Origin of the sequence: Janthinobacterium breve (genome assembly GCF_051380895.1) — a bacterium.
In the GTDB taxonomy this organism is placed as follows: domain Bacteria; phylum Pseudomonadota; class Gammaproteobacteria; order Burkholderiales; family Burkholderiaceae_D; genus Janthinobacterium.
In genome coordinates, this window is sequence record NZ_JBNYXY010000017.1 from 24,711 (window position 1) to 38,784 (window position 14,074).

Sequence of the window (14,074 nt, forward strand, 5' to 3'; positions counted from 1 at the left end):
CGCAACTCGCTGCCGCTCGCTACGGTTTTGTTCGGCGTTCAGAGCGTTTCTGCTCTTGTCAAAAAACCCGCCCCACGCAAGTGGCGCGGGTTTTTTTACGTTTTTGTGGGCAATAAAGAAGGTTTTCTTTGGTCGTGCTTATGCCAGAATTGCTGTCCGGTATCGACATGATGTCCATGCCACCTCATCGCCCTGACCGCTATCTGGATGCTCACATGAAAATTTCCCACAATCTTACCTTGCTCCTGTTGTCCGCCGGTCTGCTCGGCAACGCTGTCGCTGCCGCCTCTCCCGCCACCAGCTATTTCCGTTTCCCCGCCGTACGCGGCGACACCGTCGTGTTCACGGCCGAAGGCGATTTGTGGAAAAGCAGCGTGCGCGGTGGCGCGGCGCAGCGTTTGACCACGCATCCCGGCTATGAAACGAACGCGGCGATTTCCCGCGACGGCCTGTGGCTGGCGTTTTCCGCCGCCTACGAAGGGGCGCAGGAAGCGTATGTGATGCCGCTGGCCGGTGGCTTGCCGCGCCGTATCTCGTATGACAATGGCGGCGTGCTGGTGCTGGGCTGGACGGCGCAGGGCGAGGTGCTGGTCAGCACGCAAAATACGGATGGCCCCGCCTCGCGCCGCATCGTCGCCGCCATCGATCCCGTGAAGCAGACGCGGCGCGTGTTTCCCGTGGCCGACGCCAACGATGCCGTGCTCGACGACGCAGGCAAGACGCTGTTCTTTACGCGTTTCGGCCTGGCCATGACCAACGACAATGTGCGCAACTACCGGGGCGGCGCGCATGCCACCCTGTGGCGCTACGCGCTCGACGGCAAGGGCGAGGCCGTGCGCATGCACACGGATGCTGCCGTGTTGGCGGGCAACAACAAGCGCCCCATGTGGTGGCAAGGCCGCGTGGTGTACATCAGCGACGAAGGCGGCAGCGACAACCTGTGGAGCATGCTGCCCGACGGCTCTGACCGCCGCGCGCTGACCAGCCACACGCAGTGGGACGTGCGCAATGCCTCCCTGGGCGATGGCAAGGTCGTCTACCAGTTGGGCGCCGATTTGCATGTGCTGGACCTGAATGTCCCTGCAACGGGCGCCTCGCAGCCGCTGGCCATCAGCCTCGTTTCCGACTTCGACCAGCAGCGCGCGCGCCAGATCCGTTCGCCGCTCGATACCTTGAGCAATGTGCAGGTGTCGGGCAAGGATGAGCGCATCATCCTCACCGCTCGCGGGCGCGTCAGCATCGCCGGCACGGGCAGCTTGCGTCGCGTCGATATCGCCATTCCAGAAGGGGCGCGGGCGCGCGATGCCGTCTTTTCCAGCGATGAGAAATCCGTGTTTGCCATCGTCGACACGAGCGGCGAAAATGAAATCTGGAAGTACGCCGCCGATGGCTCGGGTAAGGGCGAGCAGCTGACGACGCAGGGCGACAACCACCGCTGGAAACTGTATCCGTCGCCGGACGGGCGCTGGCTGGCGCACACGGATAAAAAGGGCCGCTTCTGGCTGCTGGATCTGGCGACTCGTGGCAACCAGCTGATCGACGACGCGGGCAAGGCGGGCGTGGACAAGCACGACGAAGTGCAATGGTCGCCCGACAGCCGCAACCTGGCCATCGTGCGCGTGGCCAGCAACGAGCAGCGCGAACAGATCGGCTTGTACAACCTCGCGTCGAAGCAGTTGCAATTCGTCACCAGCGACCGCTATACGTCCGGCTCGCCAGTGTTTTCGCCCGACGGGCGCTGGCTGTACTTCATGTCGGCGCGCAATTTCCAGCTGGCCAATGGGTCGCCGTGGGGCGACCGCAACATGGGACCCGTGTTCGACAAGCGCATCGGCGTGTATGCGCTGGCGCTGCAGCCGGGTAACCGTTTCCCGTTCCAGCCCGATGATGAACTGAGCCGCCCTGGCGTCAAGCCGGCCGAAACGGACGATGAAAAGGCGGCCGAACTGGCGGCGGAAAAAGCCCTGGAGAAAGCCGGCGGCAAGGGCGCAGTGAAAAAGGCGCCGGCCGCCTTGCCGGCCATCGTCAGCCAGGGCCTGGCCGAGCGCTTGTATGAAGTGCCGCTGGCGGCGGGCAACTACAGCGCGCTGGCCATGGATGACAAGCGCCTGTATTTCCTTGAGCGCGATAGCGGCGAGAACAAGTCCAGCCTGAAGACTCTCGCCATTGGCAATACCGGCTCCAAGCCGGAACTGCTGGTGGCCAATGTGCGCGAATTCGACCTGGCGACGGATAAAAAACATCTGTACTACAGGACAGCAGCGGCTACTGGCCCGGGCGAGATGCTGGTGATCGAGGCGGGCGCCAAGCTGCCGGCCGACCTGTCGAAGGCCAAAGTCAAAGTCGATGACTGGACGTTTGTGTCGAACCCGCGCCTGGAATGGAAGCAGATGTTCAATGACGCCTGGCGCTTGCACCGCGATTTCCTGTATGACGCGAAGATGCGCGGCGTGAACTGGAAGGCGGCGCGCGACAAATATGCGCCGCTGGTCGAGCGGGTCACGGACCGGGCCGAGCTCAATGACGTGCTGGGCATGATGGTGGCCGAAGTGGGCGCCCTGCATTCGCAGATACGTCCCGGTGAATTGCGCCGCACGGAGCAGGAAGGCACGCCGGCCGGCCTGGGCGCCGTGCTGGCGCGTACCAGCGACGGCTACCAGGTCGAGCATGTCTACCGCAGCGAAGCGGAATTGCCCTCGGCGCGGGCGCCCCTGTCGCGCCCCGACGTGGATGTGAAGGCGGGCGACGTGATCACGGCTGTCAATGGCAAGGACGTGCTGGCCGCACGCGATATCAGCGACCTGCTGCTGAACCAGGCCGACAAGCAGGTGCTGCTGCAGGTCAAACGGGGGAATGGCAAGGGGAGCGCGCCGCGCGCCGTCATCGTCACGCCCGTCAACATGGCGAAACAGACGGCGCTGCGCTATGGCGACTGGGAATTGAGCCGCGCCGAGCAGGTGGCGGCAGCTTCGCAGGGACGCATCGGCTACCTGCACCTGCGCGCCATGGGCGCGAACGACATCGCCTCGTTCGCGCGCGACTTTTACGCCAACATCAACCGCGAAGGCTTGATCATCGACGTGCGGCGCAATAACGGCGGCAATATCGACAGCTGGATCATCGAAAAACTGCTGCGCAAGGCCTGGGCCTACTGGGCGCCGCCGGGCGTGCAACCGTCGTCGAACATGCAGAACACCTTCCGCGGCCATCTGGTGGTACTGGTCGATGAACTCACGTACTCGGATGGCGAAACCTTTGCCGCCGGCATCAAGGCCCTGGGCCTGGCACCGCTGGTGGGCAAGCGCACGGCCGGCGCCGGCGTCTGGCTCAGCGACAATACGCGCCTGGCCGACAATGGCATGGCGCGCGTGGCGGAAAACGGCCAGTTCGGCATCGATGGCCAGTGGCTGATCGAAGGCGTGGGCGTGGTGCCGGACGTCGAGGTGGAAAATCCGCCGCACGCCACCTTCAATGGCGCCGACCGCCAGCTGGAAGTGGCGCTCGACATGCTGGCGAAAAAGCTCAGGGAGCAGCCGCGCCCCGCGTTCCAGGCGCAGCCCATACCCGCGCTGAAGTAAGGGGGCTACAGGCCGGTGCTGGCCTTGAACTGCTGCGCGCGGCGGCGCGACACCTCGATCACGCTGCCGTCCAGCAGGTGCAGGTCGAGGCCATCGGCGGCATTCGGCGCCACTTGCGCCACCTGCGCCAGGTTGACGATCTGGCGCCGGTTGGCGCGCAAGAACAGAGCGGGGTCCAGTCTTTCTTCCAGCTGGTTCAGGGTGCGCAGCATCAGCGGATGCTGCGTGCCGAAATGCACGCGCGTGTAGTTGCCTTCCGATTCCAGCAGGCGGATGTCGTCAAACGCGACAAACCAGCAGCGTTCCCCATCCTTGATGAAGACCTTGCGCGGCGCCGGTAGCGGCACGGCTTGCGCCCGCGCGCCGGCGCGCGCCAGCGCCGTGGCCAAGCGTGCGGCCTGCACGGGTTTTTGCAGGTAGTCGAGGGCGCTGACCTCGAACGCCTGCAGCGCGTACTGGTCGAAGGCCGTGCAAAAAATGACGTCGGGCGCGGCGTCGAGCGTGGCCAGCAGGTCGAAGCCGGAGCCGCCCGGCATCTGCACGTCGAGCAGCAGAAGGTCGGGCTGCAGTTTGCCGATCTGCGCCACGGCATCGGCCGCGCTGGCCGCTTCGCCCACGATCTCCACGGCGCCCCGCTGCACATGCGGCGCCAGCAGGCGCCGCAGCTCGGCACGCGCCAAGCGCTCGTCATCGACCAGCAGCACCTTGAGCGGCGGCGCGCTCATGGCTGCTCCGGCACGTACATGGTGGCGTACACCGAGCCCGCCTGCTGGCGCAATGCCAGGCTGGCGCGCTCGCCGCAGGCCAGCTGCAAGCGCTGTCGCGCATTGCGCAGGCCGACGCTGGTGGACGTGCCGGGTTCGCGCAAGGCGCCCGTGTTGGCTACCTCGATCTGCAGCATGGCGGGGCCGTCGGCAGGGCTGGCGCGCCGCGCCGCGATGCGGATGTCGGCGCCATCGGCGCTCGCTTCGACGCCATATTTGACGGCGTTTTCCACCAGCGTTTGCAGGGCCATGGGCGGCACGCGCACGTGTTCCAGGTCGGGCGCACTTATCTCGATCGCGAAGCTGACGCGCAGGCGTTCCTCGAAGCGTATCTGTTCGATGGCCAGGTAGGCTCGCACGGCATCCAGTTCGGTCGCCAGCGGCACCGTCGCATGCTGGCCCGATTGCAGCGCGTGACGCATCAGGCCTGCCAGCTGGTCGATCATGTGCGCGGCCGCCTCACGGTCTTCGAAGATCAGCGCGCGCACGCTATTGAGGCTATTGAAGAAAAAATGCGGGTTGACTTGCGCCTGCAGGGCACGCAGTTCCGCTTCCCGTCCGTGCAACTGCAAGCGCAGGGTTTCCGCTTCCAGGTGGGCGGCGCGGCGCAGCGACAGCGCGGTGAAGTAAAACACCGTCCAGGTCAGGAATACCCCGAACCAGAACAGCAGCGCACCGGGCAGCCAGGCCAGGCCGCGCAGGACATCGGGTGGGTACATGACGTGGAAGGCGGTCGTCACGCTGGCCGTCTGGATGGAGGCCAGCAGGGCCAATGATGGCACGATGCGTTTCCAGCGCAAGCCGTTTGCCGCCCAGCCGCGCCGACGCAGGATGCCGTGCCACAGGTGCGACAGCAGCAGCCCGCCCAAGGACCCCCAGCAGGCAATCGTCACGACAATGCGCAGCTGCGAGGAACCGCCATACACGCTGTTGAACAAGGCCAGGGCGCCCCAGCCGGCCAGCTGGAAGGCCCAGTACCAGTTGATCCTGGCCAGCAGCGGCGGACGGGGCAGGGGCGCGTTCATTGTCTAGTCCAGGAACTGTTCGATGCGCGCATACATCCAGTCCGGCTGGTCGTACATGATGAAGTGGCGCGCCGTGTCGGCCAGCGCGATCTGCACGCCGGGCAACTGGCGGTACTGCTGCTGGAAGGTGGCTTCGATGGCGGCGCGCGGCGCATAATCCTTGTAGGCGATCCAGGTGCCCAGCACCAGGGTGGGAGACTGTACTTTCGCCACTTCCTGGCGCAGGTCGCTGGCCATCAAGGTGCCCATGGCGCTGATGACCGTTTCGCGGTCCGAGCGCTGACCCCAACCGATGATGCGTTCCACGTCGGCCGGCGCGCTGACCATGGCCGCGACGGTACGGCGCTGGCTGGCGCTGGCACTGGCTGCATCCTGCGCCCGCATGGCCGATTGCATCTGCGTTGACATGGCTTGCAGCTGTTCCTGCGTGATGGAGGGCAACTGCGTCGCCCCCAGCGCCGGCAGCGAGTCGACGATTACCAGCTTGCCCGTCCGCGCAGGGTGGTCGATGGCCATTTTCAGGGCCAGGAAGCCGCCCAGGCTATGCCCGATGATGGCCGGCTGGCCCAGTTTGTTGGCGCCGATGTAGTCGGCCAGCTGCCGTTCCGCCTGCGCCAGCAAGTCGCCATCGATGGGTGCCACGCCGGCAAAGCCGGCCAGTGTCAGCACGTGGCAGGCACGCCCCGTTTTCGGTCCGCACAGGCGCGTCACCGTGCCCTGCCAGACTTCGCCCGAGGATGCCAGGCCGGGAATCAGGATCAGCGGGCGGCCCTGGCCCGTGACCTCGACCGTGAATGCCGCAGGCGCTGCTGCCTGGCTGGTGCCTGCCAGCAGCACGCTGGTGAGCAAGATCAATGTTTGCAGTGTTCGTTTCATGGGGTACTCCTCCTTGACGACCATGCTAGCGGCGCAGGCGCCCGGCAGCCAGCGCTGCGGGATGAGCGGCGGCATGGCGGGATGAGTGGTTCAGATCCACGCATCCTGATCCTGGCAGTGGTCGGGAAGGTAGGTCAGGTATTGCACCATGCGCGGCGTCGGGCCGCGGTTGGGCGTGGCGCAATGGGGCAGGGCCTGGTGCCAGATGATGAAATCGCCGGCCATGCCGTCGACGGGCACGGGCTGCAGGCTCTGGACGGCCCGTTCGCGCGGGGCAGTACCCGGCGGCAGCTGCTGCAGCCAGTCGGCGATGTGCCTCTGGAAGCCGGGCACGCAGTGAAAGGCGCCGTGCTGCGCCGGACAGTCGCTCAGGTACAGCATGCCTTGCAGCTTGAACGGAATCGGCTGTTGCAGGCTGACGTCCCAGTGCAGGGCGCTGCCAGGGAAACGGTGCTGCGGCGTTTCCGGCGGATTGAAGCTTACCTTGTCGATGCTGGCGTAGATGCCGGTGCCGGCACCGGTGCTTGTGTCGTATAGCTGCTGATAGGCGTGGCGTACGTGCGCGCTGTGGCGGTTTTCCTCGAGTGCCCGATGGTCTGAAAACTGCAGCATCAGGCCCCGCTTGCCCGGGTGCGGCTGGTACCACGATGCCGCATCGTCGGGGCTGGCGCCCAGATAGTCCCAGATGGCAGTCCGGGCAGCGTCGCACTGCGCGCGCGGCACGGCACCGCGCAGCACCAGATAGCCGTGCTCTTCGAAATGACGCAGGTCGGCGGCGGACAGCACGTCCTGGTGCGCGCTGGCGGCGTGCGCCGGGCGCGCTCGCGTGCGCGCGGCGATCCAGTCGGTGTAGGCCGGCAGGGTCGGCCGTTGCTGATACAGGAAGTGCAGCGCGTCTTCCATCGAAATGCCGCGCGCGTACAGGGCTTTGATGTCCTGGTGGTCGCGCGCCAGTCCACTGGCGCCGGCAGCGCCGCCGTGTCCCGTGCAGCGTTGCCATAAATCGTGCAGGTGAGGCCAGTCGTCCATGGTGTGGTGGGTGGTTGGGTGTTAGCCGGCGCGCAGGCGGCGCCACAGGGTGGTGCGGCTGATGCCGAGGTAATGGGCGGCGGCGTCGCGGCGCCCGCCGAAGCGCGCCAGCACGGCGCTGGCGCTTTCGTCTTCCAGGCGCAGCGGCACGGTGGCGGCCGGCGCCGGCAGCAGCGCCGCCGTGCCGGCAGCGTTGGCCAGTTCCGGCGCCACGCCCAGCACGAAGGCGGGCGTCAGCGCCTGCAGCGGTTCGGCGGCCAGGAACAGGGCCAGCCGTTCGGCCAGGTTGCGCAGTTCGCGCACGTTGCCGGGCCAGTCGTAGCGTCGCAGCAGCGGCGCGCAGGCATGGATTTCCGCGTGCAGGTTGGGGTGCGGACGGGCGCCCAGCGCGGCCAGCGCGTTTTTCAGCGACCATTCGGCCAGGCCGGGAATATCGCTGGCGCGTTCGCGCAAGGCGGGTAAATGCAGGCGCAGCACGGCCAGGCGGTAGAACAGGTCGGCGCGGAAGCGTCCTTCGCGGATGCGCTGTTCCAGGTCGCAATGGGTGGCGCTGATGATGCGCACATTGATGGCGATGGGCCGCGTGCCGCCCACGCGCACCACTTCGCGCTCTTCCAGCACGCGCAGCAAGCGCGTTTGCAAGGCCAGCGGCATTTCGCCGATTTCATCGAGGAACAGGGTGCCGTGGTTGGCCGCTTCGAACAGGCCCGCATGGCCGCCCCGGCGCGCGCCCGTAAAAGCACCGTCCTCGTGGCCGAACAGCTCCGATTCGAGCAGGGATTCGGCGATGGCGCCGCAATTGATGGCGATGAAGGGCCGGTTCGCACCCAGGCTGCGCGGGCTTTCGCGGTGGATGGCCTGCGCCACCAGTTCCTTGCCGCTACCCGTCTCGCCCTGGATCAGCACCGTGGCCGGCGAGCGGGCATACAGCACCACCGACTGGCGCAGCGTCTCCATCGCTTCAGATTCGCCGCGCAAATCGTGCAGGCCATGGCGCGCGCGCAGGGTGTCGGCCACCACCGCGCGTCGTCCCCGGGTCGATTCGATCTGGGTCAGGCGCGCCAGTTCCAGCGCGTCGTCGAAGGCGCGCCGGATGGCCGTGGCCGAATACACGAAGACGGCGGCCAGTCCCGCCTCTTCGGCCAGGTCGGTGACGAGGCCCGCGCCGACGACGGCCTTGACGCCGGCCGCCTTCAGTTCGTTGATCTGCGCGCGCGCGTCTTCCTCGGTGGCATAGGTGCGCTGGGCAATCTGGAAGCCGAAGGTGGCGGCGAATTCGGCCAGTTCCGGCATCGGGTCCTGGTAGGTGACGACGCCGATCTGCGGCGAGATGCGCCGCGCGCGCGCCAGCGCTTGCATCACGTCGTAGCCGCTGGCCTTGGCGATGATGACGGGCACCGACAGCCGGCCTTTCAGATAAGCGCCGTTCGAGCCGGCCGCGATGACGGCGTCGCAGCGCTCGGTGGCCATGCGTTCGCGGATGTGGCGCACGGCGTCGTCGAAGCCCAGGTTGATCGGCTCGATCGTCGCCAGGTCGTCGTATTCGAGCGTGATGTCGCGGAACAGGTCGAACAGGCGCGAGACGGAGACGGTCCAGATGATGGGTTTGTCGCGGTGGTCGAGCGGAGGTTGGGGAGGGCGGCGCATGCTTTATTCTAAACGATTTGTTTCATTTTATTGTCATGCAACGGCTGTGCAACGGGCGTGTTGCAAGTGGTCTGTGGTGTTTCAGATATTGCCAATAAGGAATATGAAAAAACCCCCGGAAACTGGTTTATGATCTAGCAGCACCGTGATGCTTGGAAAAATGTTTTGCCCAGGCGCCTGTTTATCTCGTCCTTAACCGTCCCATGGTGTCCATGAACCGCGTACCGACCAGTCCCGATTTCATCGCCGATGCCTTGCAGCTGATCGCCTTGCCCGCCTGCGCCTGCGATGCTTGCGGCATGGTGGTCGCGGTGAATGGCGCCTTGAGCGCCTTGCTGGGCAGGGATGTGTCGGGCCGGCTGCTGGCCGACTGTTTTACGGACGCCTACCGCGCGTCGAGTGCCAGCATGCTGCGTGGCGCGCTGGGTGCGGCCGGGCGCGAACGGCACTGGGACAGCAGCCTGGAGGGAATCGATGCCGCCATCGCCGTGCAGGTATGGGCCAAGCCGCTGCAGGTGGGCGATGGTTTGCCGGGCGCGACTCTGGTGTTTGCCGATATCAGCGTGCAGCAGCGCGACCAGCAAGCCTTGCGCAAGACCTTGCTAGAACAGCAGGCCATCCTGGAAAGCGCTGCCGTCGGCATCATGTTTTCCAAGGGCGGCTTCATCGAGGAGTGCAATATCCGCGCCGCCGAGATGCTCGGCTATGCGCGCCACCAGTTGACGGGCATGCCGGGCGCGGTGCTGTACCGCTCCGCCGAGCATTGCCGCCTCCTGGGGCTGGAGGCGGCGCCACTGCTCTCGAAGGGCAAGCCGTACCGCACCGAACTGGAATTGCGGCGCCAGGACGGCACGCTGTTCTGGAGCCGGCTGCACGGGCGTGCTGTCGATCCCTTGAATACGCATGACGGCACGATATGGATTATCGAAGATATCAGTGATCACCGGCGCGATGAAGACCAGCTGCGCCGCGCCATGCTGGAAATGCAGGCCGTGATGGACAACGCGCCGCTGGCCATCGGTTTTCAGCGCGACAAGGGCGTGCTGCGCTACAACCGCCGCTTTGCCGAATGCTTTGGCTTTGATGGCGACAGCGGCGTGGGCCTGGCCGTCGCCGACCTGTACCCGTCGCGCGCGGCGTATGAGAACGTGGTGCGGCAAGCGTCGCCCCTGCTGCGGCGCGGCCAGCCTTTCCAGGGCGAGATGGAGATGCGCCGCCGCGACGGCTCCACTTTCTGGGCGCTGGCGTATGGTTATGTACTGAACCCCGAGAGCCAGGTCGACCGCGGGCTGCGCGACACGATCTGGATCTTCGACGACCGCAGTGCGCAGAAGGCGGCCGAGGAGGCCACGCGCCAGCTGATGCTGGAGCAGCAGGCCATCCTCGACAATGCGTCCGTCGGCATCCTGTTTTCGCGTTCGCGCCTGGTCTTGCGTTGCAATCCCCGCTTCGCCGAAATGTTCGGCTACGCGCAGGAGGAGATGACGGGCTTGCCCGCCGCCGAGCTGTTTCCCTTGCCCGCTGCCTACGCAGAGTTTGGCGTGCAAGCCACGCCACTGCTGGGGCAGGGCTTGCCGTACGAGCAGGATGAAGTGCTGTTCCGCCGCCGCGATGGCAGCTTGTTCTGGTGTCGCATTCGAGCCAAGGCAGTCGACCAGGCGCACAGCGAGCAGGGCACGATCTGGATACTCGAAGACGTCACGGACAGCCGCCAGGCGCAGATGGAGGTGGCGGCCATCATGACGAATGCCTCGGTGAGCATCTTGTATACCAAGAACCGGCTGATTACGCGCTACAACCTGGGCTTTGCCGCGATGTTCGGCTACAGCGGCGACGAGGCGCTGGGCCTGCCCGGGCGCGCGCTGTACGTGTCGCAGCAGTCCTACGAGTTGCTGGGCGCGGCAGCCTTCCCCTTCCTGTCGGTGGCCAAGCCGTTCCAGACGGAAGTGGAAATGATGCGCCGCGACGGCAGCACCTTGTGGGCGCAGCTGATCGCCTATGTGGTCAATCCTGACGATCCCGGTGCAGGCACCATCTGGATTATCGAGGACCGCACGGAAGCGAAGCGCGCCGAAGAATCCTTGCGCAATGCGCTGCTGGAAAACCAGGCCATCCTCGACAGCGCCGTGCTGGGCATCTCGGTGGTGGAGGGCGGCTACAATTTGCGTGCCAACAGCAAGATGGAAGAGCTTTTCGGCTATGGCCCCGGCGAGATCAACGGCCTGTCGGTGCAGGCGCTGTATCCTGACACAGCGGCGTGGAAAATGGCGCGCGGCGAGACGGCGCGCGATTTCGGCGCGGGCCGCGTGCACATGTCGGAATACCAGCTGGTGCGCAAGGATGGTAGCCGCTTCTGGGCGCGCCTGTCCGGCCGGCCGTTTGACCTGGCGCATGTGCATGGTCGTTCCGTGTGGCTGGTCGACGACGTGACGGCGCGCCGCGAGGCGGCCGAGGCGGTGCGTCGTGCGCGCGACGAACTGGAACTGCGCGTGCACGAACGCACGGCCGAACTGGCCGGCGCCAATCTGCTGCTGCAGGGCGAGATCGCCGAGCGGCGCCAGGCCGAGGCGCGCGTGCATCACATGGCCTACCACGACAACCTGACGGGCTTGCCGAACCGCGCGCTGCTGTCGGACCGCCTGGAACGGGCCATGCTGTCCTCGCAGCGCTCCGGGCGCAAGCTGGCCGTGATGTTCATCGACCTGGACCGCTTCAAGACCATCAACGATTCGCTGGGCCACATGACGGGAGATTTGCTGCTCAAGGAGGTGGCCGGCCGGCTCTGCCGCGCGGTGCGCGCCAGCGATACGGTGGCGCGTTTGGGCGGCGATGAATTCGTTGTGCTGGTGCCCGGCATCCGCGACACCGACGAAGCGTCGCGCGTGGCCGAGAAGATCATCGAGGCGCTGACGCCCGCCTTTCCGCTCGATGGCCATGTGCTGCACGTCACGCCGTCGATCGGCATCTGCGTGTATCCGGACGATGGCGGCGATGTCGACACCCTGATGCGCCATGCCGATGCTGCCATGTACCACGCCAAAGGCAGTGGCCGCAATAATTATCAGTTCTTCACGCAGACGATGAACCAGGCGGCGGCCCTGCACTTCGACCTGGAAAGCAGCTTGCGCACGGCGCTGGCGCTGCAGCAGTTTGAACTGTTTTACCAGCCCATCATCGATATCGCCACGCGCCGCCTGCATGGCATGGAAGTGCTGCTGCGCTGGCGCCGTCCCGGCCATGGCCTGGTGCTGCCTGACCGCTTCATTCCCATCATGGAGGAAAACGGCTTGATCGTACCGGTGGGCGAATGGGTCATGCGCCAGGCGTGCGAGCAAAGCATGGCCTGGCAGCGCCAGGGCTTGCAGCCCGTGCCCCTGGCAGTGAACCTGTCGCCGCGCCAGTTCATGCACAAGGGCCTGGTGGCGGCGATCGGCGCCGTGGTGCGTGAAACGGGCATCGACCCGGCGCTGCTGGAATTCGAGATCACCGAGACGGCGCTGATGCAGCACGGCGAGCATACCCTGGAGATTCTGCGGCAGATCAATGGCATGGGCCTGCGCCTGTCGATCGACGATTTCGGCACCGGCTATTCCAGCCTGGCCTACCTGAAGCGCTTCCCCGTGAAAAAGGTCAAGATCGACCGTGCCTTCATCAAGGACCTGGAACACAGCGCGGAAGACCGCGCCATCGTGGCCGCGATCATCGCGCTGGCCGACAGCCTGCAATTGTCGACCGTGGCCGAGGGGGTGGAGACGGAAGAACAGTTCGCCCTGCTGCAGGCGAACGGCTGCCGCTATGCGCAGGGTTATCTGTTCTCGGCGCCCGTGCCGGCGGCGAATGCGCAATCGCTGCTGGAACGCGTGACATAAGCTGCTGCGCGTCGGTATAGGTAGCCCGCGATGCTCACCGTGCGCGAGCACGGCTGCGCTTCTTGGTCACCTCTCCCTTCCGCTCGCGACGCTTCTGTCAGGCGTTCTGGAATGATTAGCCGATGGTGGCGATGACGGGCGCATGATCGGACGGCTGTTCCCACTTGCAGTGGTCCACCTTCGATGATGCCCGCATCGCTTAATCGATGGTTGCCACAACCGGCGCATGGTCGGACGGCTGTTCCCACTTGCGGGGCACGCGGTCGATCACGCAGGCCGTGCAGCGTGCCGCCAAGGCTGGCGAGAGCAGGATATGGTCGATGCGCAGGCCCTTGTTCAGGCGGAAGCCCAGTTGGCGGTAATCCCACCAGCTGAATGATTTTTCCGCCTGCTCGAACAGGCGGAAGGCGTCCGTCAGGCCGATGTCGAACAGGCGCTGCAGGGCGGCGCGTTCCTTGTCCGAGACCAGCACCTGGCCGGCCCAGGCGACGGGGTCGTGCACGTCGCGGTCGTCGGGCGCGATATTGTAGTCACCCACGACGGCCAGCTGCGGGTGCTGCAGCGCCTCTTCGGCCAGCCAGTCGTGCAGGGCGGACAGCCAGCCCAGCTTGTATTCGTACTTGTCCGAATCGACGCTCTGGCCGTTCGGCACGTAGGCGCAGACGACGCGCACGCCGCCTATGGTGGCGGCCAGGATGCGCTGCTGCGCATCTTCATAGCGCGGGTTGTTCTTCACCACATCGGTGATCGGCAGCTTCGACAGGATGGCCACGCCGTTGTAGGTCTTCTGGCCGCTGAAGACCACCTGGTAGCCGGCCGCCTCGATCTCGGCGACGGGGAACTTGTCATCCGTGAGCTTGGTCTCTTGCAAGCAGAGTATGTCGACCGGGTTGTCTGTCAGCCACTGCAGCACTTGCGGCAGGCGCACTTTGAGCGAGTTGACGTTCCATGTGGCGAGTTTCATGGGAAAAATCCTTGCGTGAATAGGTATCGATAGGCGCGAATCTTACCGCATGCGTGTCGCCGGCGTCCTGCTCCCCGCTTGCCGAGCGTATGCTTTATTTGCTTACAGGGAAAAAGAATGTTAATAAAGTATTTATATTTAACCAATCGTGGCGCATGAATATTATGTTTTTGTGTATCATTGATCAACCCCTATGTTTGATTTGGCATAAGTGGCTGGCGTGACAGGCTGCGTCTCGCCATTTAACGCGACAAAGGTGTAAAGTTTCTCGCTAAAACGCGATAAAAACTACTAAAATGGCACAATGTAACAACTGTGTCAC

Annotated in this window: 8 protein-coding genes; 2 read left to right on the plus strand and 6 right to left on the minus strand. The window is 65.2% G+C overall.

Annotated elements, in window-relative coordinates:
- Positions 1-215 precede the first annotated feature (215 nt).
- Positions 216-3,578, plus strand: coding sequence for a S41 family peptidase (locus ACQ4W0_RS28235; RefSeq protein WP_436579749.1), 3,363 nt, complete (start codon positions 216-218; stop codon positions 3,576-3,578).
- A gap of 5 nt (positions 3,579-3,583) precedes the next feature.
- Here ACQ4W0_RS28235 and ACQ4W0_RS28240 read toward each other — a convergent pair whose 3' ends face one another.
- From ACQ4W0_RS28240 to prpR, 5 genes are all read right to left on the minus strand, one after another.
- On the minus strand, positions 3,584-4,303 hold the full coding sequence (locus tag ACQ4W0_RS28240; protein ID WP_436579750.1) for a LytR/AlgR family response regulator transcription factor: 720 nt from the start codon (positions 4,301-4,303) through the stop codon (positions 3,584-3,586).
- Positions 4,300-5,367 carry a sensor histidine kinase gene (locus tag ACQ4W0_RS28245; RefSeq protein WP_436579751.1) on the minus strand — a complete coding sequence of 356 codons (1,068 nt, stop codon included), beginning with the start codon at positions 5,365-5,367 and terminating at the stop codon, positions 4,300-4,302. Before ACQ4W0_RS28245 ends, ACQ4W0_RS28240 begins: the two co-directional genes overlap by 4 nt.
- A 3-nt stretch (positions 5,368-5,370) precedes the next feature.
- The gene (locus ACQ4W0_RS28250) at positions 5,371-6,243 is read right to left on the minus strand and encodes an alpha/beta fold hydrolase (RefSeq protein ID WP_436579752.1); all 873 of its coding nucleotides are present in this window, start codon (positions 6,241-6,243) and stop codon (positions 5,371-5,373) included.
- A 90-nt stretch (positions 6,244-6,333) separates the two neighbouring features.
- Positions 6,334-7,272 (minus strand): phytanoyl-CoA dioxygenase family protein, encoded by a 939-nt coding sequence (locus ACQ4W0_RS28255; protein ID WP_436579753.1) that lies wholly within the window; start codon positions 7,270-7,272, stop codon positions 6,334-6,336.
- Between the two features lie 21 nt (positions 7,273-7,293).
- Complete coding sequence (gene prpR, locus ACQ4W0_RS28260) at positions 7,294-8,919, minus strand: propionate catabolism operon regulatory protein PrpR (RefSeq protein ID WP_436579754.1); 1,626 nt, start codon at positions 8,917-8,919, stop codon at positions 7,294-7,296.
- Positions 8,920-9,131: 212 nt separating this feature from the next.
- Here prpR and ACQ4W0_RS28265 point away from each other — a divergent pair, with 212 nt between their 5' ends.
- Complete coding sequence (locus ACQ4W0_RS28265) at positions 9,132-12,788, plus strand: sensor domain-containing protein (RefSeq protein ID WP_436579755.1); 3,657 nt, start codon at positions 9,132-9,134, stop codon at positions 12,786-12,788.
- A 199-nt stretch (positions 12,789-12,987) separates the two neighbouring features.
- On the opposite strand, the gene xth is transcribed toward ACQ4W0_RS28265, so the two are convergent.
- Positions 12,988-13,752: an exodeoxyribonuclease III gene (gene xth / locus ACQ4W0_RS28270; RefSeq protein ID WP_436579756.1), complete on the minus strand. Its 765-nt coding sequence runs from the start codon at positions 13,750-13,752 to the stop codon at positions 12,988-12,990.
- Between the last annotated feature and the right edge of the window lie 322 nt (positions 13,753-14,074).

Bases quoted from the DNA above. Each gene is read 5' to 3' on its own strand.
- ACQ4W0_RS28255 (WP_436579753.1), bottom strand. From the start codon at position 7,272: ATGGACGACTGGCCTCACCTGCACGATTTATGGCAACGCTGCACGGGA.
- ACQ4W0_RS28265 (WP_436579755.1), top strand. From the start codon at position 9,132: ATGAACCGCGTACCGACCAGTCCCGATTTCATCGCCGATGCCTTGCAG.
- prpR (WP_436579754.1), bottom strand. From the start codon at position 8,919: ATGCGCCGCCCTCCCCAACCTCCGCTCGACCACCGCGACAAACCCATC.
- ACQ4W0_RS28245 (WP_436579751.1), bottom strand. From the start codon at position 5,367: ATGAACGCGCCCCTGCCCCGTCCGCCGCTGCTGGCCAGGATCAACTGG.
- ACQ4W0_RS28240 (WP_436579750.1), bottom strand. From the start codon at position 4,303: ATGAGCGCGCCGCCGCTCAAGGTGCTGCTGGTCGATGACGAGCGCTTG.
- ACQ4W0_RS28235 (WP_436579749.1), top strand. From the start codon at position 216: ATGAAAATTTCCCACAATCTTACCTTGCTCCTGTTGTCCGCCGGTCTG.
- ACQ4W0_RS28250 (WP_436579752.1), bottom strand. From the start codon at position 6,243: ATGAAACGAACACTGCAAACATTGATCTTGCTCACCAGCGTGCTGCTG.
- xth (WP_436579756.1), bottom strand. From the start codon at position 13,752: ATGAAACTCGCCACATGGAACGTCAACTCGCTCAAAGTGCGCCTGCCG.